At 42.1% G+C, this 19,147-nt stretch carries 17 protein-coding genes and 1 tRNA gene; 13 read left to right on the forward strand and 5 right to left on the reverse strand.

Features of this window, described 5'->3' with window-relative positions; all coding sequences use genetic code 11:
* Positions 1-33 precede the first annotated feature (33 nt).
* The 6 genes from KIH87_RS03620 to KIH87_RS03645 all read left to right on the forward strand — a co-directional run bounded on the left by KIH87_RS03620 (position 34) and on the right by KIH87_RS03645 (position 9,018).
* Complete coding sequence (locus tag KIH87_RS03620; protein WP_232360172.1) at positions 34-1,401, forward strand: sigma-54-dependent transcriptional regulator; 1,368 nt, start codon at positions 34-36, stop codon at positions 1,399-1,401.
* A gap of 439 nt (positions 1,402-1,840) precedes the next feature.
* Complete coding sequence (locus KIH87_RS03625) at positions 1,841-2,980, forward strand: glycosyltransferase (protein ID WP_232360173.1); 1,140 nt, start codon at positions 1,841-1,843, stop codon at positions 2,978-2,980.
* Positions 2,981-3,136: 156 nt separating this feature from the next.
* A complete protein-coding gene (locus KIH87_RS03630) occupies positions 3,137-4,126 on the forward strand; it encodes a glycosyltransferase family 29 protein (protein WP_232360174.1) in 990 nt (329 codons plus the stop codon).
* 356 nt (positions 4,127-4,482) lie between these two features.
* Positions 4,483-6,909, forward strand: coding sequence for an ABC transporter permease (locus KIH87_RS03635; protein ID WP_232360175.1), 2,427 nt, complete (start codon positions 4,483-4,485; stop codon positions 6,907-6,909).
* An 89-nt stretch (positions 6,910-6,998) separates the two neighbouring features.
* A complete protein-coding gene (locus tag KIH87_RS03640; protein ID WP_232360176.1) occupies positions 6,999-8,255 on the forward strand; it encodes an efflux RND transporter periplasmic adaptor subunit in 1,257 nt (418 codons plus the stop codon).
* A gap of 34 nt (positions 8,256-8,289) precedes the next feature.
* Positions 8,290-9,018, forward strand: coding sequence for an ABC transporter ATP-binding protein (locus KIH87_RS03645; protein WP_232360177.1), 729 nt, complete (start codon positions 8,290-8,292; stop codon positions 9,016-9,018).
* Between the two features lie 286 nt (positions 9,019-9,304).
* Here the strand turns inward: KIH87_RS03645 and KIH87_RS03650 are convergent.
* A tRNA-Arg gene (locus KIH87_RS03650) sits at positions 9,305-9,379 on the reverse strand.
* 59 nt (positions 9,380-9,438) lie between these two features.
* Positions 9,439-10,599 carry a flagellar assembly protein T N-terminal domain-containing protein gene (locus KIH87_RS03655; protein WP_232360178.1) on the reverse strand — a complete coding sequence of 387 codons (1,161 nt, stop codon included), beginning with the start codon at positions 10,597-10,599 and terminating at the stop codon, positions 9,439-9,441.
* A 315-nt stretch (positions 10,600-10,914) separates the two neighbouring features.
* Here KIH87_RS03655 and KIH87_RS03660 point away from each other — a divergent pair, with 315 nt between their 5' ends.
* Entirely contained in the window at positions 10,915-11,373 is a 459-nt protein-coding gene (locus KIH87_RS03660; protein WP_232360179.1) for an LPP20 family lipoprotein, read from the forward strand.
* 340 nt (positions 11,374-11,713) lie between these two features.
* Here KIH87_RS03660 and KIH87_RS03665 read toward each other — a convergent pair whose 3' ends face one another.
* The 3 genes from KIH87_RS03665 to flgA form a co-directional block, all read right to left on the reverse strand.
* On the reverse strand, positions 11,714-12,130 hold the full coding sequence (locus tag KIH87_RS03665) for a flagella synthesis protein FlgN (protein ID WP_232360180.1): 417 nt from the start codon (positions 12,128-12,130) through the stop codon (positions 11,714-11,716).
* Between the two features lie 23 nt (positions 12,131-12,153).
* Positions 12,154-12,489 carry a flagellar biosynthesis anti-sigma factor FlgM gene (gene flgM / locus KIH87_RS03670; protein ID WP_232360181.1) on the reverse strand — a complete coding sequence of 112 codons (336 nt, stop codon included), beginning with the start codon at positions 12,487-12,489 and terminating at the stop codon, positions 12,154-12,156.
* Positions 12,490-12,659: 170 nt separating this feature from the next.
* Positions 12,660-13,370, reverse strand: a complete 711-nt coding sequence (gene flgA / locus KIH87_RS03675) for a flagellar basal body P-ring formation chaperone FlgA (protein ID WP_232360182.1) — start codon at positions 13,368-13,370, stop codon at positions 12,660-12,662.
* Between the two features lie 160 nt (positions 13,371-13,530).
* Between flgA and KIH87_RS03680 the strand changes: the two genes are divergently transcribed.
* The 6 genes from KIH87_RS03680 to flgE all read left to right on the forward strand — a co-directional run bounded on the left by KIH87_RS03680 (position 13,531) and on the right by flgE (position 19,066).
* Positions 13,531-14,454: a chemotaxis protein CheV gene (locus tag KIH87_RS03680; protein ID WP_232360183.1), complete on the forward strand. Its 924-nt coding sequence runs from the start codon at positions 13,531-13,533 to the stop codon at positions 14,452-14,454.
* A 150-nt stretch (positions 14,455-14,604) separates the two neighbouring features.
* Positions 14,605-15,435 carry a CheR family methyltransferase gene (locus KIH87_RS03685; protein WP_232360184.1) on the forward strand — a complete coding sequence of 277 codons (831 nt, stop codon included), beginning with the start codon at positions 14,605-14,607 and terminating at the stop codon, positions 15,433-15,435.
* 290 nt (positions 15,436-15,725) lie between these two features.
* Positions 15,726-16,130, forward strand: a complete 405-nt coding sequence (flgB, locus tag KIH87_RS03690) for a flagellar basal body rod protein FlgB (protein WP_232360185.1) — start codon at positions 15,726-15,728, stop codon at positions 16,128-16,130.
* Positions 16,131-16,303: 173 nt separating this feature from the next.
* Complete coding sequence (gene flgC / locus KIH87_RS03695; protein WP_232360186.1) at positions 16,304-16,726, forward strand: flagellar basal body rod protein FlgC; 423 nt, start codon at positions 16,304-16,306, stop codon at positions 16,724-16,726.
* 9 nt (positions 16,727-16,735) lie between these two features.
* Positions 16,736-17,659, forward strand: a complete 924-nt coding sequence (locus tag KIH87_RS03700; RefSeq protein WP_232360187.1) for a FlgD immunoglobulin-like domain containing protein — start codon at positions 16,736-16,738, stop codon at positions 17,657-17,659.
* Between the two features lie 24 nt (positions 17,660-17,683).
* Positions 17,684-19,066, forward strand: a complete 1,383-nt coding sequence (gene flgE, locus KIH87_RS03705) for a flagellar hook protein FlgE (RefSeq protein WP_232360188.1) — start codon at positions 17,684-17,686, stop codon at positions 19,064-19,066.
* Positions 19,067-19,147 lie beyond the last annotated feature (81 nt).

Here is a 19,147-nt window from a genome sequence, read left to right on the forward strand (position 1 = left end):
TGGGTATGAAAGTGATTATTTTATGGGGCTAAGTTGAAGTTGAAGAAGCCACGCATACTGATAGTTGATGATCGACATGATATTTATTTAAGCACAAGCTTTGTACTTGAAGACAATGGATATTGTACGATTGAAGCAAATAGCCCGGATCAGGCTCGCCAAATTATCCAGCAAGACAAGGTAGATCTGATCTTGCTGGATATGAATTTTTCTCTGGATACGACTTCTGGAGAAGAAGGCATCACCTTTTTATCCTGGTTGTCAAAATCTGATTTCAATATACCCGTCGTTGCTATGACTGCTTGGTCTAACGTTGCACTTGCTGTAAAAGCGATGCAGCTGGGGGCTGGAGATTTTATTGAAAAGCCTTGGCAAAATCAGCGCTTACTACAGATTATCAAACAGCAACTGACCTTATCGAGTTTGCGGGTTCAGAACAAAAAAACGCAACAGCGGTTGGAGTCGATTGTTCAGCAAGAGTATGTTTGGCGTTCACCTTGTATGCGGAAATTGCTGGAGCAGATCAAAAGCGTTGCTGTTACGGATGTTAACATTTTACTTACCGGAGAAAACGGTACAGGAAAAAGTCAATTAGCTAAAGCTATTCACCTCTTGTCTGGTTATCGAGCAGGGCGTTTTGTATCTGTCAATATGGGGGCGATAGCGGAGAGCTTATTTGAAAGTGAGATGTTTGGGCATAAAAAAGGGGCGTTTACTGATGCGAAGAATAATCGCATCGGTCGTATTGAACTGGCTAATCAGGGCACCCTGTTTCTTGATGAAATAGCCAATATTCCGATGTCGCAGCAGGTTAAACTTTTACGTGTGCTTGAGTCTGGGCAGTACGAAGTATTGGGCTCCAGTCATACCCAATATATGAATACCCGTATCATCAGTGCCACAAACAGCGACTTGCAAAAACTTATTGCCAATGAAGAATTTCGAGAAGATTTATTTTATCGCCTGAATACATTGGAATTTAGAGTGCCGACCTTGAGGGAGCGAGAGCAGGATATTGTGCCATTAGCAGAGCATTTCATTAGCCAGCTAAGCCGGAAATACAAAAGGGAAGCTGTGGTTCTCACCGAATCGGCCAAACGAATGCTCAAAACTTATCATTGGCCAGGTAATATCAGGGAACTAAGCCATCTTATGGAACGTGCAATACTGCTTGTTCAGGGGAATGAGCTCTGTGCAGACGATTTACCTATGATCTCTGCTTCTTTGAATCAAAAGGAAGATAAGTTTGCGATGATGACATTGGAACAAGCTGAAAGAAAACTGATCAAACAGGCTTTGGTCAGTACAGCAAGTAATATGACGCAGGCCGCTAAATTACTGGGTCTGACTAAATCGTCTCTGTATCGTAGACTAGAAAAGTATGACGATATTCAAAGGTAATTAAATAGTAGTTTCGCGAAACCTTGGGGCTTTTTGATGTCTTTCAGTGTTCCGAAATCGGACGCTGAGAATCCGAATTCGGACGCTTTTATTACGACGAGAATCCACAAATATTGAGTTGTACATTTTTACTACTCCTGAGAGTGTAATTAACCGCTGTTATTGAACCTTATTAGAATGTTTTGGGGTTGAGCAGAGTCCCTATATTTCAAGGCTTGAATAAGTTTGAGCTACTTATTGAAAGATTTAATTCTGTTCTCTCTCATAATTCCTTCAGGAATTATTGTGAAAAAATGATTTTGGCATGTTATTGGCTATGTGCAGTCCAGATTAGGTAAGTTTTTCGCGATCTAAAAACTCAGTTGCCATTACGTTAATTGCAAGGGGTTACGCTGCAATGCCGAAAAGAAAAAAAACGAAAGCAAGTAGAGGTATCTAAATGAAAACAATGACTTTTGGTCACGTCGTGATGACGAGATTTTCTTACAGACAGAATCGCGTAGACTATCAACACCAGTCTGGTGATCAGTTTTCACCACGAGACCCACTCAATCCAGAATTGCTTGATTTTCGATTCGTGTTGTTTGAGGCCGCGTGTTTGCCTAATGTTCTGGGGCAAACCAACCAAAATTTTGACTGGGTATTTATTATTGACCCTGAGCTCCCGGCTAAGTATCGCCAAAGGCTGGAAAAACTCATTTCCAAGAGAGAAAGAACATATCTTTACGAATTTAACCATGGCGATAATTTGGGGAGCCTGGAGTGGCTAGAGCAGTACATTCCTGACGATCTTGACTACGTTTTGACAACAAATCTCGACGATGATGACATTTTACCTCTCAATTTTGTTGAAAAAATTCAATCGCATGTCAAAGAACTTGGTGAAAATGCTCCTTCAATCAAGATGTTAGGCATAAAGTCGACCTTTCAATGGGATTTGTACTCTTCTTCCAAATATCCTTTTGGAACCTGGGCTCCGTGGCATCGTACCAAGTATTTCAAATCCACTGGTTATTCAATGTTGTGCAATGCTTCCATTCGTCGATTGACGGTGTTTTCGCTGCACCATTCTCATGGAGATATTTGGTATGCACATGGCAGTGAAGAACAAAATGCACAAATTGCGCGGGATACTTGGGGTGTCTCAGATAGCGCTCCTTTCATGTTCAGACAGAACCTTCTCTCTAAGTTTCAGGAAAAGCTCGAGAAGACCAATGCTCCTGGTGGGGATGATTGGAAATCTCTTCAGGCAGCAGATTTGCACTACGATTTCAGTAAGGATGGCCTTTTCGCGATTCATTTAAATCATTTTGTAAATGATCAGGGAACCCGGTTATTCGAGCTCAAATCGAAAGATACACCTGTCGTTCCAGAGCAGTTTTTTCCAGATGATATACGTATTGATTGGAATGTTATTAAACAACACGGTGACCGTTTCAGGTTATCGTGGGAACGATACAAAATATACTTATCTGAAATCAAACTATACCAGAAGCGCTTAAGGCTAAATTGGTGGCAGAGCATCATTCAATTTGTGGGTTGGACTACAAGACTGACATGGTGGTTTTTACGACACTAAAAGGGCCTGGCTACAATCCCTTTTTATTTGAAATTTATTTCGAGACTGGTCATCAAGTCACTTGATTTGTGGATAATTTCCATGAGGTTATTTACAGATTAGGCGCGGATGACCATATGAAAAAGAATCAATCTGGAGGCCGTTATTTTTTCCATTTTGGATAAATTAGCTAAAAGTAAATGGGTTTGTATTTGCTATTTCTACATCTTAAAAATGCTCCCGGGTTCTGTATTGTCATACTTGATAAAGCGTTCACCTGTTTTGTGCGCTTTAGCACTGGAACTGGTGCGAACAATCTCCAGGTTCAAAGCTATCCCTGAGAAGTTGCTAGATATATTTCTTCGTGAACAGGCCATTCTGCCTTCTTACGGCATTGTTAGTATTGCTGGGCTATTTTTGCAGAAAGGCAATATTGAAAAAGCTCGGGATCTTATTCAGTCAAGTTTGCATAGAGATGATTTAAACGCTTGCATCAAAAAAAACGTTAGTGTTTCTTCAATGATGCATGAAGATTTAGCTTTAGATGATGAGGTAAATCTTTATAAGTCGATGCTTGAATCTGATACATATACTTCCTTTTGCCAATATTTAAAAGATTCATCTATTGTGGTGGTAGGCAATTCACCTTGTGAGCTAGGCAAAGGAAAAGGGAAGAGTATTGATCAGTATGATGTGGTAATGCGTTTTAATAATTTTAATTTGGGTATAGAAGAGCATCGCGCTGATTACGGGAGTAAAACATCTGTTTGGGTGCATTCCGGAGTCGTTGATGTTGTCTTCGATCCTGCTGTGGTGGATGCCGTTGATTACGTGGTCTTCACTCAGGAAATGCATTATTTGTCATGGGCTCATTTGCAAACCGTATTAGAGCTTTATCGATATGCTCCCGATAAGGTGGTTTTTTTCCCTGGAGAGGTATGCCGCACCATTTACAGTTATTTACCTTTATTGTTACCCAGCTCAGGTATTAAAGTTTTATCCTGGCTAACGCTGAACAATCTGAAATTTAAATATTGTGGCTTCAAGCTTATTGATCAGGTAGAGGGAACGAGGAAATACTATTTTAATCAAAAAACACAGCAGGGAACCTGCCATATCTGGTACAAAGAAGCTCGGGTGTTGAGTAAAATTAGTGGGGTACTCTAAACCTAAATCCCATGACTTCATTGGATTAATTTGGGTTTTTACTAGACGTCCGATATCGGACTGGGTGAGTACGATATCGGAAGAATGTTGCAATTATTCACTCAAATATCAGTCATAGCACCCTTCTTCCGATGTAACCCTTTGCCACTTTCGACTTCTTTCGATACCTCAGGTGTCCTCGAAGCCTTTATGATTAAAGTATTTCGCCGACTCTTCTATGTGGTGGTCAATATTCCCCGAATTCTGAGGGGGGATAAGTAATGTTGGCACGTTATTCGCAATAATAGCTGTCAGGAATAAAATAAATTGATATTAGGGCTTACCATAGCCGCAAAGTAATAGCAGGATATAACCGGATGAACCATAGCATTTATTTACTCAAACAGGCCTGGGCAGGTTTGAGTGCCAAAAAAGGATTCCTGGTGACTATTGTCACTACCCTTGGCCTCACATTAGGTGCCTTATTGTGCATTCTGACTTTAGCCTATGTCGTGATTTCCAAACCTTTACCTTATCCGGAACAAGAAAACTTATATCAGGTAAATTCTGTCATTGTTGATAAGAACCGCGGAGTGATCGCGCGCGCTTACAACTACCCCACATTAGTTAATTTTTTTGAAAAACAAACGGTTTTTTCATTGGCTGCATTGGTTCGCTACGAAGATGGAGTGTTAAGCTCTCAGCCAACTCAACCAACCGTGAGAAATACCTTTGTCACGCCAGACTGGTTTCCTATGATGGGCGCTACAATGGCTATGGGACGTGCTTTTGAATCAACAGAAGAGAAAGATAGCTATAATCCGGTGGCTATCCTCAGTTATGAGTTTTGGCAAAATGAATTTAATAGCGACACTTCTATTCTAGAACGATCGGTGACTCTTGGCGGTACCAACTTTAGAGTTGTGGGAGTAATGGCCAAATCTTTTATCGAGCCACAACTTGCAGGTACTGGCGTAAAAACTGATATATTTTTACCTTGGGATTTCAATACCTTGGACGCTGCACAAAGGGAAGGTTTTGGTTCCTTTAGTGTAATGTCTCGTTTTGTTGGAAAGCTTGATAGTGATCGCAGTATTTCCCAAATCGAACAAGAACTGAGACTTCCGGTTAATGATTTTTGGCGAGGCAATGTCGCTGAAATTGCACGTTACGATAATTGGACTTTGGATACCGAACTACAATCGTTTAAAACAGCGATTTTGGGCGATAGTAAAAATACCGTTTTATTGCTGTTAGCAGGTGTGATTGGTTTGGTGTTGATCGCTTGTACCAATATTACGAACCTTTTCATGTCACGCACCGCTGATCAGCAACGTGAGTTAGCCATCCATGCCGCAGTGGGTGCGAGCAAACGCCATTTATTCCAAACCCTCTTTTCTCAGTCGGGGCTGGTGGTCTTTTTGTCTGTGTTAGTGGCTCTTATAATTGCCAGTGCTGGCTTTTGGGTGTTGAAGCAATATCTGGCGCTACGACTCCCTCGCGTTGATGAATTAGCAATTAATAGTGTTACGCTAATTGCGGCACTTATTATTGCTCTGCTGTTGGGGCTTTTGTTTGCTCGTATAAGCGCCAGTATGATTAATTACCGTGCTTTAAATGCTACCTTGCAATCCAGTGGTAAAGGTACGGGGATCCAGGTATCAAAAACAGTAAGACGATTGTTGATTATCTCCCAAGTCTCCATTGTTACCTTGTTGGTGTTTGTCAGTATCGGCTTGTTGAGAGATTCTCTAAAAGCGATTAATGAACCCCTTGGGTTTGAGACTGATAACATCACGGCGTTAACGCTAAAAATCAATTCTTCGAGTAATTTATCTGAGGAAGAGATCAAGCCCCTCATGCTGGAGTTTAAGAACAGGTTAATGGAGTTGCCACAGGTAGCGGATGTTTCACAGGCGGTGCTCCCTCTTGGCAGAGCCAGACGTATTAACCAGGGTGTTGAAGGATCCCAAGAGCTTCAGTTGATAGAGACCCGATTTATTGATAATCGCTATTTTCAGATTATTGAACAACCTTTGATTGAAGGCGATTTTTTCAGTGCTGCAGATTTTAACGATGAAAGTAGCTTGATAATTGTCAACGATTCTTACGCCGCCCAGTTAGCAGGGGAAGGTAGTGCGCTTGGCTCTAAAATCGTGTTAGGGGGGACTACTTATACCGTTAGTGGTGTGGTTAAAGGTGTGAAAATGCCAACAGCAAACGATATTCCTGTGCGTGCCTACTTGCCATTAGCCGAAGCAAGGCCGCAATTTATAGTCAAACTAAAGCCAAATCAAACTTTGTCACGTGAGTCAGCGGCAAAAATCGCGCAAGAAGTTAATCGTCAATTATTATTGTCGGAGCTTGAAACACTGAATGATCAGCGTGACGAATTATTGTTTACGCAATACACCACTGCTATTACCAGTTCAGTTTTGGCTGTATTAACTTTCTTTCTTGCGACCATCGGTTTATACGGCATTCTTAGTTACGCAACGCAGATGCGCCGTTTTGAATTAGGCACTCGGCTTGCCATCGGTGCTAAACGCAATGATGTGATAGCCTTGATTATCAAAGACAATGCAAGTTCTGTAGCTATTGGCTTTGTTATCAGTCTGGTGATTCTTCTTGGGCTGTATATTGGCTTCTCAGAGGCATTGGTTAATTATGTCAATGTGCAGATTGTTCCGTTATATGCAGGTACGCTTGTCTTAATCAGTATTATGACTTTGTTTGCTTGCTACTGGCCTTTACGCTCGATCATAAATGCCCGACCAATCCACTCTCTTCGAGGAAGTCAGTGATTCCGAGGATATTGAGCATTCCTGGCAGGTTACGCTGCCAGGAGGCGGGTAAATCATCAAGAGGTTATGTTTAGAAGGGGCCGGGTTTAATGGATGTAATTAAAAATAAAACACAAAATAAAAAGTTTACCAGGAAATATCAGCTGATTGTTTCGGCTACCGTTTTTGTTGGCATTTTACTTATATGGGCAGCACAAACCGCTAGTGTCGTATCTGTATCTCGCAACGATCTTCTGATTGAGCGTGTTGAAAAGGGTGATCTGGAGGTCATCACTGAAGGTTTTGGGGTGCTAAGCTCAAACAAACAACAGCTCTTAACGACATTAACTCCGGCCACAGTAAAAGAGATTGTATTGAAGCCGGGAGCTGAGGTAACCGCTGGCAGTGTTATTGTTCGTCTGGATAACCCTGAATTAGCTCAAGAAGTGGAAAATGCACAGCAAGAACTGGTACAAACTAATGCTAATTTGCGTCAGTTGAAACTGAATAATCAGCGGGAAATATTAAACGAAACTGCCAATTTGGCAGAGATGACCGCTCGTTACGAAACTGCTGTGCTAAATCGCCAGGCAGAGGAAAAACTGATTGTAGAAGGCATAGTGTCGCAGCTGGCTTATCAGGAGTCCGTTTTAGAAGAACGTCAGTTGGCAAAACGTATTGAAATTCTGGAACAGCGCATAGAACAGTTGAAGTTGGTTCACGAAGAGTCTGTCAATATTCAAAAGGAGCGAGTTAAACAACAACAGGGAAGATTAAACATTGCTCAGTCTCGTCTGGATGCCTTGGAGGTAAAAGCAGGTTTTACTGGCGTTCTGCAACGGCTTTCAGTGGAACTTGGTCAAAGTTTAGCGTCTGGACAGGAAATCGCCTTAATTGGTAGTGTGACGGATTTGATTGCTCTTATCAGAGTGTCTCAAAGTCAGGTTCAACAAGTGGTTGTGGGCCAAAGTGCCATGATCAACACTCGACAGGATCGAATTCCTGGTAAGGTTACCCGCATAGATCCTATAGTGCAGGACAATACGGTAGAAATTGAAATTGCATTGCCCGCTAATTTGCCTGCCAGTGCCAGACCTCAGCTAAACGTAGACGCTACTATTACAGCGGATACATTAAAGCAAATTTATTACATAAAACGTCCTGCGAATGTCCAGCCTTACAGTGAAATTTCTTTATACAGATTAGATACAGGAGGTTCTTCGGCGCATCTTCGGACTCTGGAATTGGGGCGTCAGGCAGGCCGCTATATTGAAATCATATCCGGTGCAGACGTGGGTGATGTGTTTATCATTTCAGATTTACCTAATCTGAAAAATACTACATCAGAACTAACCATTAAATCTTAAATAAAGTTAGAAGTTTATAAGTAGGAAACGCATCATGAGCGACATCAAAATTCAAATGAAAAACATCTCCAAGGTCTTTGAAACAGAAGATATGGAAACTCATGCACTTAAAGATGTTAACCTGACGATTTCAGCTGGTGACTATGTTTCCATTTCCGGCCCATCAGGGTGTGGTAAGTCCACTTTGTTATCTTTACTTGGATTGTTGGACATCCCTTCTAGTGGCGAGTATCTGATTGAAGGTGTCAATGTGGAGAACCTTTCACTGGATGAAGCTGCCGAGATCAGAAATAGCAAAATTGGTTTTATCTTTCAGTCTTTTAACCTGATTGATGAAATTTCCGTATTTGACAATGTTGCGTTACCTCTGCGTTATAGCAAGACTAAACTGAGTGTCTCTGAAATCAAGCAGCGTGTAGATAAGTGCCTGGAAATGGTAAACATGACTCATCGCAGCCAGCATAAGCCCAATCAATTGTCTGGTGGTCAACAACAACGCATTGCTATTGCCCGCGCATTGGTGGCAGAGCCCGCTATTTTGCTGGTTGATGAGGCAACCGGTAACCTGGATTCAAATACCGGTGACCAAATCATGGATGTGCTTGATGAGCTAAATCAAAATGGCACCACTATTTGTATGGTTACACATGAATCACGATATGCAGACAGAGCCACTACTCAGCTTAAAATATTAGATGGTGTGATTTTGACTTCACCAGAGACAACGAAAAGCCAAAAGTATGTTGAGGAATCTCTCTGCTAATCTGGACAATCCTTTTTTATCTGAGTGTTAATTACCGTGGAACTGAGACTGGAAAAAGTGGAATTTTTATCTCATTTGTCTTGGTTCCAGAGCTGATTTTTATGGCAGAGTATTATTCATATCGTTATTGCGACAAAGTCGCTTGATAGTCATGCCACCTCACATTCTATACTCCTTCTTACGGCATCAAAGTGCCATGATTGAATTTGTAGAACAATCAAAATGGGAGAACATCAATACATCAGGTTAGTTAGCGGGTGTTAATGATAAATTCTACACTATGTCATGGCGTCCCCAGCAGGAATCGAACCTGCATCTAAGTCTTAGGAGGACCTTGTTTTATCCATTAAACTATGGGGACTTTTTGAGGAATAGCCTCATGCCTTTATTGTAAACATGAGGCTGTGTATAAGAAAAGTGCTACTGCCTGACCACGAAGTCGTTTGGTTGAATATTTGCCAAAGGCATGCCGTTATTAGGACGTAATACGGATGAATTGTGGTAGACCTTGGCGACCACCATAGTGACAGGGTGGATGTCGTACTGGTAATGAGGTTCGCCGGTTGGGGTGAAGAACTGACGCATTTGGAAGATCTTTAATTCATCCCCCTGTTTTACGCCTTGCGATGAACCAATATTGGCTGCGACCTGATTGTTTCTTACTTCTATGATTCGACCATAGGCGGGTATACAACTGACGGTTTCATCGACTTCCTGAGCGATGTCTTGCAATATTTGTTTTACGCCGTTACCAAAGGCGGAATCCCATAATTTACCGCTACGAACGTCAACCGATTCAAAACGGTCGAATGTCCATTCAACTCGGTTTCTAAATATCTTGTCCATGAGTAATTCGCCAGTGGAGCCGTCGATAAGCTTCATGTGAAAAGCGATATTGCGGGTAGGGGATTTGCTGTTCCAAAACGTCAAATAATCGCTGTAGGATTCTTCTGCTTCCTCTATGCTCAGATTTTTGACACTACCAAGTAATACAAATTGCCCTCCATTTTTGCGAGCGATATCCATGGCTCGGTGTTGAACTTGTTGTTCATGAGGGGAGAAGTAGAAGGATTCGACTTTGGTGATCCCGGCGTATCGGGAATACATATCAAACTCTTCTTTTAATAAACCAGCAATGGGTTGGCCGATGTCGAAAATGTTGCCAAAAGCGGCTTGTTGACGGTTTTCGAGCGGAAACCAGGTGGTAATAACACTTTTCTTATAATCTGAGGATTTGCATTGAGTGTCCTGAGGAAAAATGTCAGCTCGGATAGTGACTGTGACATAGTCATCTTCTATCAGTTCATTAACCAATTCGATGCTGCTGACTTCACCACTGGCACGCACTTCAAAGCGGTCATCTTTGAGTAAGCCGTGTGCCATGGTTTGCACACTACGCACAGAGGCTCCTGAAAAAAGTAGTGCCTGTTGAATGGCTTCTTGCGTGGCACGCTGCCTGGCCATTTCTTTGTTATTGTTATGGATGGCGGCTTGGCCGGTCGCCTCAAACCAAATAGCGGAGCTGCTAAAGCTTAGCGATGACAGACTCAATAATAACCAGAACTTAATCAGTTTATTCATAACGTTACCATTTCAATAATTTCACCGTCATGGCACTCATCGTGCTTAATTAATAACTTGATGTATCAATTTATGACGCTTATTAACCGATGTTGGTTAGCATGATGGGGAGTAAGCATTTTTCATACCGAAATGACAAAGATTCAGAAAAAATATTAAATTTATGGTAATGCTTGTCTTTTTAGGCATGGGTATTGCTTGGCTAAAGAAAATTGAGTTGGTGCAGATGATATAAGTGTCGGCTCATTGACGTTTACATTTAGCGGCTGTTTAGAACAAGTGGTAGTCGCTGTCTGAGCTAAATAGAGGTGCATTATGAATGCCAAGGTGTGTTTATTGGTTGGATTACTCGGTTTGAGCGGGTGTTCGACGGTTTTTGATAAGCAGGTGGAATGGGAATACGTTGAACCCGAATCATATCCTGTGCTCACTGCAGTTGGATATGCCCCTGTTTCAGCTCAACCTGGCGAAAGCGACTCTATAAAGATGTTGATGGCAATCAAAGCGTCAAAGCTTGATGCCTATCGAGAGTTAACTGAGCAAGTGTATGGCCAAAAGATTGGCGGCAATCAATCGTTAGCTAACTTGGTAATGACAGATACGAATTTGAAATCCACTGTGCAAGGCATTATTCGTGGGGCAGAAGTGGTGAAAACCTATCCCGTTGGTGAGGACACCTATGCAACGGAATTAAGCCTGGATTTTAGAAAGGTATACGACATTTACATTTCAACGTCTCGTCCAAGACGCATTAAGGACGTGACTTACTTCTAATCGTTTTGAAAAGCAGATTAGTCCGATTTTGGTATTTGGTTTTCGTTAAAACCTTCCTTCAGCGTTCCCCACCAGTACATTGTACGGTGGGGCTTTTTTTATCTAAACAAATATGATGGTCTTCTCCTTCTTATGGTATCAAAGAGCCATGATTAAATTTGTAGAAGAATCAAAATGGGAGAAGAGATCAAATCAGCTTATTTAAGCAAGACAGGGCTAATTCGTATTAATCTCTTGATTCGTATTAGGCGATTGGTTCGTATGAACTGGATAGCTAGGAAGTATTCTATATTAGATGTAGAGAAGAAAATGAAAAGGGAGATGAAAAAGGAAAGATAAACTAGGCTTTAATGCCTTTTAGCGCGGTACCACCTTGAGCGCGACCGCTTTTATCGTAGGTCATTGACTCACGATTACGCGCTTCAATAAGCACTTTACGCAGGTGCTCTAGTCGAAGCTGGCCTTGTTCAACGGCTTTAGAATTCACTTCTGTGCTGTATTTACAATCTTCCAGCAAAGACTTGGCTTGCTCAAAAAGAGCCGACACTTCATCTGACTGAGGTTTGTTCGGATCATACAATTCTGAAATACGTTGATCCTGCTCTTGAATTTCGTTTAACACTTTTTGTTTTTGTTCAACCAAATTCAATAGCGCCTCAGCATCACGAGTGCTGATTAATTGAAGCTCACTATCAAGCAACATTTTTAGCTTTGAAAGCAAAGCTATTTGTTGTGTGATGACTTCAGTTAATGACATTCAGGATACTGCTCTTAACGTTATTAGTTCTTAGACAGCCCGAACATGTCGGCTTCCAGTTTCGCAATTTTCTGTGCAAGTGCTTCAGGATTAATGCGGTATTCCCCGCTTTGGATAGCCTTTTTCAGCTTATCCACTTTTTCCTGATTCACTGGTGCGTCAGTGCCTTTCTTCTGTACCTGAGTCATCTGCTGGGCAGACTGAGTCAATGACACAGAATCTTGTCTAGGTGCTGCAACGGCATTAGCTTGTGCTTTTTGGGCACTTGCTGCCTGATTTTGAGCCTGCTGCTGTTGATTGAGTTTCTGACTCTCCAACTGAGGCTTGTGATTTGTGTTGCCTACATTATTGATAGCCATAACTATTTTCCACTACTTTGATTACCTCAGCCTTTGTATCGGCATAACTCTAATTAACTTTAGGGTTTTTACAATATTTAAAGGTGTCGGCAATAGATTGCCCCGGAATGCCGCAAGCCCTTGTACATTTGCTTTTACATTACTGCTAACCAGCATTCTAGCAGACTTCACTAGATATGCACCTGTACCTGATTAACGCTGACTACTTTCGCGTCAATAACCTTCTTGGAGCGGCGGTTCTTAACGAGGATTGTATCACCAATATTGCCATCTTGTTCAGCTATTCCGGAAGTTTTTATTTTCATACCTGATACTTCCGCCATAATAACAATAGAGTCCCCTTTGCAAACAAAGCACAGCATGTTTGGAGTGATCGGTTGATTTGGCCGACTGCGTCGTTTCAAGCGCGCGCCAATCAAGGATTCTACACTAGTGTAGGTACTTCCCCGCAAGCGCTTCTTATCAACCTGTACAACATCTAAATCATCGGCTGTTAACACACTTCCTGGAGATAATGCGGTATTAGGAACTACCACAGGTTGAACTTCGTTAACATTAACTACTGTATAAATGAACCAATTGTTACTTGGACAACTTACTTTTACAGTGACATTGCTTTGCATGAGTGTGCCTGAGCTATTAGAAACCTCTAATGGTAATGGACACACTGGAATATTTAACCTGGGATCGATGCTATTAGCTTCAACGGTAATAATTGAGTCATCCGTTTGGGGAATATTGTTGCGAACAAAGGATTCTGCAGCCTCAACAACAAGTTGATGCGAAGGATTTTCTTGTGCAACACTGTGACCTTGAACCGCTAACGCAAGACCGAGTAAGGAATATTTTAATATTTTCATCATCTCAGGTATATTTTTCATGTTCGTTTGTCTTCAAGTTGGCTATGCTTTTGTATAAGGCAACTTACGAAATATTGATAACGTCAATATTCAGGCAGTATGCAAAACTTTATTCACCAACAAAGGCTATTAAAGTTTTGTTTGCAAGTTTTGCGCCTGTTTGACTCGAATCGAGGAATTTATGGCTGGAATATTAGACTCAGTAAATCAACGCACCCAATTGGTAGGCCAAAACCGACTTGAATTATTGCTATTCAAGCTACAAGGCAAACAGCGCTATGGAATCAATGTATTCAAGGTGCGAGAAGTATTGCAGTGTCCACAGTTAACCAGCATTCCCAAATCAAATTCATTGATTCGTGGTGTTGCGCATATTCGTGGACAAACCATTTCTGTTATCGATATGAGCCTGGCAACAGGGGGAAGAGCGATACAGGATATTAGTAACGCATTTATTGTTATTGCTGAATACAACAGAACGGTTCAAGGATTTTTGGTTTCATCGGTTGAACGTATCATTAATATCAACTGGGAATCCATAATGCCTCCACCGGAAGGTACGGGGAAGGCTAGTTATCTAACGGCAGTGACAGAAGTTGATAAAGAACTTATCGAAATTCTGGATGTTGAAAAAATTCTGAATGAAATCTCTCCAGCTAACGCTGAAGTGAGTCAAAAGTTTGCTGAAAATATCCATGTAGAAAACCCTCGCGGTAAGATCATCTTTATTGCAGACGATTCATCTGTTGCCCGTAGCCAGGTTAAAAAGGCATTGTCTAGCTTGGGTATGGATATTGAGATGGCTAAAGATGGAAGGGAAGCGTTGGTCAGATTAAAAGAGATCGCATCTGAAACTGGAGATATAACAGATAAAGTTGCTGTTTTGGTTTCAGATATTGAAATGCCAGAGATGGATGGTTACACCTTAACCGCTGAAATTAAAAGTACGCCTGAGTTAGCTAAACTTCATGTAATATTGCATACGTCGTTGAGTGGCGTCTTCAATCAGGCAATGGTTCAAAAGGTCGGTGCAGACGACTTTATTGCTAAATTTCACCCCGATGAATTGGCTGCATCAGTTCAAAAGTGGATGGATGCTAGCTAATACGTCTATGCTTTAGGCTGTTAGGAATTCGTTTTCGCTCATATGAGTTGTAAGTTTGTAAGCACCTGTCCGGGTGCTTACCCTGTCTATTTGTTGAAAGCGGTGTGTTCTTCGCTGTTGGCATTAAGCTTTTTATAGGAATCTTACGTAGTGCCAGATAAACAGATTTGTGATGGCGATTATGTGCGCTTTAGAGATTTTCTGGAGCGACGCTGTGGTATTGTGCTTGGAGAAAACAAGCAGTATTTGGTGCGCAGTCGTCTTTCACCATTAATGCGTAAGCATGGTTATATCAACCTTTCTGATGTCGTTGATGAAGTGGTCAATGAAAAATGCAAAGGATTGGTTGATGAAGTGGTTGATGCGATGACCACGAACGAAACCCTATGGTTTCGTGATAGTTACCCTTTTCAGCTCTTAGCCGAAGAAATCTTTCCAAAGTTTAAGGATCGCAAACAGCCTCTGAAAATTTGGAGCGCCGCTTGTTCTTCCGGACAGGAACCCTATTCTCTGGCAATGACAGTGTTGGAATTTCAGCGTCGTTATCCAAGTGCCTTTCCTGGCGGAGTACAAATTTTGGGAACCGATATTTCATCTGAGATGCTGAATAGATGTAAAGAAGGTGCCTATGATAGCCTGTCATTGTCTCGTGGCTTATCAGAAGAACGTAAGCGTCAGTTTTTTGACTCGGTGGGTGACGGGGTGTTGGCGGTGAAAAGCGAACTCAAGCGTATGGTGAGTTTTCGTTCGTTGAATTTGCTGGATCCTATTTCATCCCTTGGGCGTTTTGATATCGTGTTTTGCCGTAATGTGTTGATTTATTTTTCATCAGAAATGAAATCAACAATATTGTCTCGTATCGCCTCGACACTAAACCACGAAGGGGCTTTATTTCTTGGCGCTTCTGAATCTATGTCTGGGTTGTCAAACGACTTCAATTTAATACGTTGCCCGCCTGGATTGTATTACTCCAAGAAGTAGTTTTGTGTATTGAAAAGGAGAGTATCACTCTCCTTTTTTAAAGCGCCAATTTAGCGTTTTTGTTGTTAGTTCATTTCTCTTTTAAGCCTTTATTTATAAGGCTTTCAATATAAATACTATCCTTTTTTTTGTTTTGCTATCCCATTCTTGGCATCAAGTTTGCTTTGATCCGACAAAGTCACAACAAAGCCAGATTCTGGCATTAACTGAATAAATTTTTGACGCTTTAGTTTTAAACATACTGCGGTTTCAAAAATTTCGTTTTAGATATTTCAAAGGGGAGTAAAGCAATGGCGATTAGTTTAGATAGGCTGACTGCTTTTCATCAACGGGCTGTTAACGTGCGTAATGACCGCATGGAGGTTATTGCTGGAAACCTCGCTAATGCCAATACTCCCGGATACAAAGCGCGAGATATTAATTTTCAGGAAGCAATGAGGAGTGCAACTTATGGGCAGCAGCACAACCTGACCAGAACAAACGAAAAACACTTGTCTGCTAGCAGCAGTGCGCTTCCTCGCGAAATTCAGTTTAGAGAAACGAATCAACCTGATACAGGTGATGGCAATAACGTAGAAGTTCAAAAAGAAAGAAATATGTTTTTGGACAACGGCCTGCGTTACCAAGCCAGCTTGCAGTTTCTTGATGGCAAATTTAAAGGTTTTAAGAAGGCTCTCACTGGCGGTCAGTCATAAGCGAGTAAGTCTTTTTGAACGGTATTTTTTGTATTGGTACGGAGTTTGCTTTCTCCAATAAAAAAGCATCATAAGCGGCAATCATTGCCGAGCTGGTACTGCCAATGATGGTGGGTATCGAAGAGTTTTTTGACTTTGCCTTAGGCAAATAATGTAGGTGGAGGGCACTAATCATGAGCCTGTTTAATGTAATGAATATCGCTGCTACAGGAATGCATGCAGAAAATGTTCGCTTGAATACAACAGCCAGTAATGTGGCAAACGCGAATAGTGTCAGCAGTAGTTACGATCAAACATACAAGGCGCGTCACCCGGTTTTTGCTGCTGCATTGGATCAAGCCAATCAGGATCAAACGAGAGGGACTGGTGTTGAGGTGTTGGGTGTGGTTGAAAGTCAGAAGCCTTTGCAGGTTGAGTATTCACCGGGTCACCCAATGGCTGATGAAAATGGCTACATCTACAAGCCTAACGTTAACATCGTTGAGGAAATGGCAGACATGATGTCAGCGTCAAAAAGCTATGAAACCAATGTTCAGGTTGCCGATACAACCAAGCGAATTTTTAGTCGTGTTCTGATGCTCGGTCAAGGTCGTTAGGGGTAAATAATGTCTAGCATAAGTGGTTTAGATACAGGGCTATACTGGCCCTCTGAAGATGCTGTTCCGGTTGCTGATAATAGTAATTCACAACTATCGCAGGAAGACTTCTTCGCCATGTTAACTGAGCAATTGTCGAATCAGGATCCCACCAAACCGGTAGACAATGATCAAATGGTTGCCCAGATGACGAGTTTCACAATGGCAGACAGCTTATCCAGGCTGAATGATAAATTTGATGCTTTTGCTCAGTCCATGAACTCGAATCAGGCTCTTCAGGCAAGTAGCTTGATTGGCCAGGAAGTTCTGGTTAATGCCGATTCAGGTACAACTTGGAAAGAAGGCAATGTGTATGGAGCGATCGTTGCTGAAACAGATGTAGAAAACCTGCAGATTCAAATAACTGATGAATATGGTCAGGTGGTCAGAACGATTGAAGGCGGTTCACAGAGCGCGGGTAATATCTCATTTGGTTGGGATGGTACTGACGACTACGGCAACTTCTTGCCTCGCGGAAAATATATCATTGAAGCCAATGGCACTGTGGGTGGGCAAAACCAGTCACTGGATGTGGTGATGGAAGCTCAGGTAACAGGATCTGCGGTTGCCGCTGATGATATGAAAGATGTGCAAATTATCATTGAAGATCAGGCCGGGCAGGTTATCCGCAATATTGATGTCGGCAACCAATATGCTGGCAGTATCGATTTTGGCTGGGATGGTACAGATAACAATGGATATCTCGTTCCCCCTGGCGATTACAAAATAAAAATACAGGGAACAGTGAATGGTCAGGACGAAGCATTGCAATTTGGCATTAACCGCCGAGTTACAAGCGTGAGTCTGACTGGCAGTGGAACTGATGGTGTCATCCTGAATTTAGCGGGTGATCAGAATATTAAACTTGCTGATGTTATACGGGTCGGCGGTTGATAAAAATCCAAGAGGAGAATACGAATGTCCTTTAATATAGCACTGAGTGGAGTTTCTGCTGCTCAGAAAGATTTGGATACTACAGCCAATAACATTGCGAACGTTAATACGGTTGGTTTTAAAGAATCTCGAGCCGAGTTTGGCGATGTATTTGCTGCATCATTATTGTCGGGCGGCAGAACTAAAGTGGGTGACGGTGTGTTGACTAATGAAGTCGCGCAACAGTTCTCACAAGGTAGCTTGCAGTTCACGAACAATGCCTTGGATTTGGCGGTTACCGGAAACGGCTTTTTTGCCACGGTTCCTGAGCAAACATCTCGAGATTTCTCTTTTACTCGAGCAGGCCAATTCAAACTGAATGACGACAACTTTGTTGTTAATTCCAATGGTGACAACCTATTGGGATTCCCGGTAAACGCCGATGGTACATCAGCATCAGTTGCATTAAGTACCGCAACACCGGTACGTATTCCGGATTCATCTGGCTCTCCAACACCAACTTCTGCTGTTGATATGAGAATGAACTTGCCGGCGGGTGTTAATGGTGTTGATCCATTGTTATTTAATCCGGCGGATCCGTTAACTTTCAATGCATCTACCTCAGTGACCATTTATGACTCGCTAGGTGATTCACACGTAATGACGTATTACTTCATGAAGGATGCGGGCGCGACTAACGAATGGTTGGTTACGGTTGAAGTAGATAATACGCCTATCGAAATCACCGATGACACCGGAACCGGCTTTGCTGGTGCCATCGCTGCAAATACGGTTGGGACAACCTTTTCCGCGCCAGGTATTCCTGCGTTCAGAATGGTATTTAGCCCAGGTGGTGACTTCACGGGTATTCAAAACTCACAAGGTACATTTCAACCTACAGGTGACGTAGTGACCATGCCATTAGGTAATCCACCTATCAATAATGGTGCATCTACTACGCAACAAATTACTTTGGACTTTGCATTGGATGCCGCGAACGCAACACCAGATGAACCGACTCAGTTTGCTTCTAACTTTGAGGTAACGTCACTGGAGCAAAATGGTTTGCCAGTAGGTCGATTGACTGGTATCGATATCGGCCCTGACGGTTTGGTTCGTGCAACCTTCTCGAATGGTACTTCCACACCGATTACTCGAGTTGCGCTGGTTCGTTTTGCTAACGAGCAAGGTTTGACTCAGGCGGGTAATACACAATGGAAAGAAAGTATTTTGTCAGGCGAAGCTTTGGCAGGTGAGGCAACAACCGGAACATTCGGTACGATTAACTCATCGGCGTTGGAACAGGCTAACGTAAACCTGACTACCGAATTGATTGATATGATTATCGCGCAACGGAACTTCCAGGCCAATTCAAGAGCGTTGGAAGTCAATAACCAGTTAAACCAGACGGTATTGAATATCCGATAAATTGACACTGTAAGTACGAAGTTGAGGTCGCCAAAAAAGCGGCCTCAATTCATTCTTCCTTCCAAAATCTCTTCTTCCATA

The organism is Paraneptunicella aestuarii (assembly GCF_019900845.1).
Taxonomy (GTDB): Bacteria; Pseudomonadota; Gammaproteobacteria; order Enterobacterales; family Alteromonadaceae; genus Paraneptunicella; species Paraneptunicella aestuarii.

What these genes read in the sequence shown, in the direction of transcription:
- KIH87_RS03625 (WP_232360173.1), top strand. Translation starts at nt 1,841, where the DNA reads ATGAAAACAATGACTTTTGGTCACGTCGTGATGACGAGATTTTCTTAC.
- KIH87_RS03635 (WP_232360175.1), top strand. Translation starts at nt 4,483, where the DNA reads ATGAACCATAGCATTTATTTACTCAAACAGGCCTGGGCAGGTTTGAGT.
- KIH87_RS03640 (WP_232360176.1), top strand. Translation starts at nt 6,999, where the DNA reads ATGGATGTAATTAAAAATAAAACACAAAATAAAAAGTTTACCAGGAAA.
- KIH87_RS03645 (WP_232360177.1), top strand. Translation starts at nt 8,290, where the DNA reads ATGAGCGACATCAAAATTCAAATGAAAAACATCTCCAAGGTCTTTGAA.
- KIH87_RS03655 (WP_232360178.1), bottom strand. Translation starts at nt 10,599, where the DNA reads ATGAATAAACTGATTAAGTTCTGGTTATTATTGAGTCTGTCATCGCTA.
- KIH87_RS03660 (WP_232360179.1), top strand. Translation starts at nt 10,915, where the DNA reads ATGAATGCCAAGGTGTGTTTATTGGTTGGATTACTCGGTTTGAGCGGG.
- KIH87_RS03665 (WP_232360180.1), bottom strand. Translation starts at nt 12,130, where the DNA reads ATGTCATTAACTGAAGTCATCACACAACAAATAGCTTTGCTTTCAAAG.
- flgM (WP_232360181.1), bottom strand. Translation starts at nt 12,489, where the DNA reads ATGGCTATCAATAATGTAGGCAACACAAATCACAAGCCTCAGTTGGAG.
- flgA (WP_232360182.1), bottom strand. Translation starts at nt 13,370, where the DNA reads ATGAAAAATATACCTGAGATGATGAAAATATTAAAATATTCCTTACTC.
- KIH87_RS03680 (WP_232360183.1), top strand. Translation starts at nt 13,531, where the DNA reads ATGGCTGGAATATTAGACTCAGTAAATCAACGCACCCAATTGGTAGGC.
- flgB (WP_232360185.1), top strand. Translation starts at nt 15,726, where the DNA reads ATGGCGATTAGTTTAGATAGGCTGACTGCTTTTCATCAACGGGCTGTT.
- flgC (WP_232360186.1), top strand. Translation starts at nt 16,304, where the DNA reads ATGAGCCTGTTTAATGTAATGAATATCGCTGCTACAGGAATGCATGCA.
- KIH87_RS03700 (WP_232360187.1), top strand. Translation starts at nt 16,736, where the DNA reads ATGTCTAGCATAAGTGGTTTAGATACAGGGCTATACTGGCCCTCTGAA.
- flgE (WP_232360188.1), top strand. Translation starts at nt 17,684, where the DNA reads ATGTCCTTTAATATAGCACTGAGTGGAGTTTCTGCTGCTCAGAAAGAT.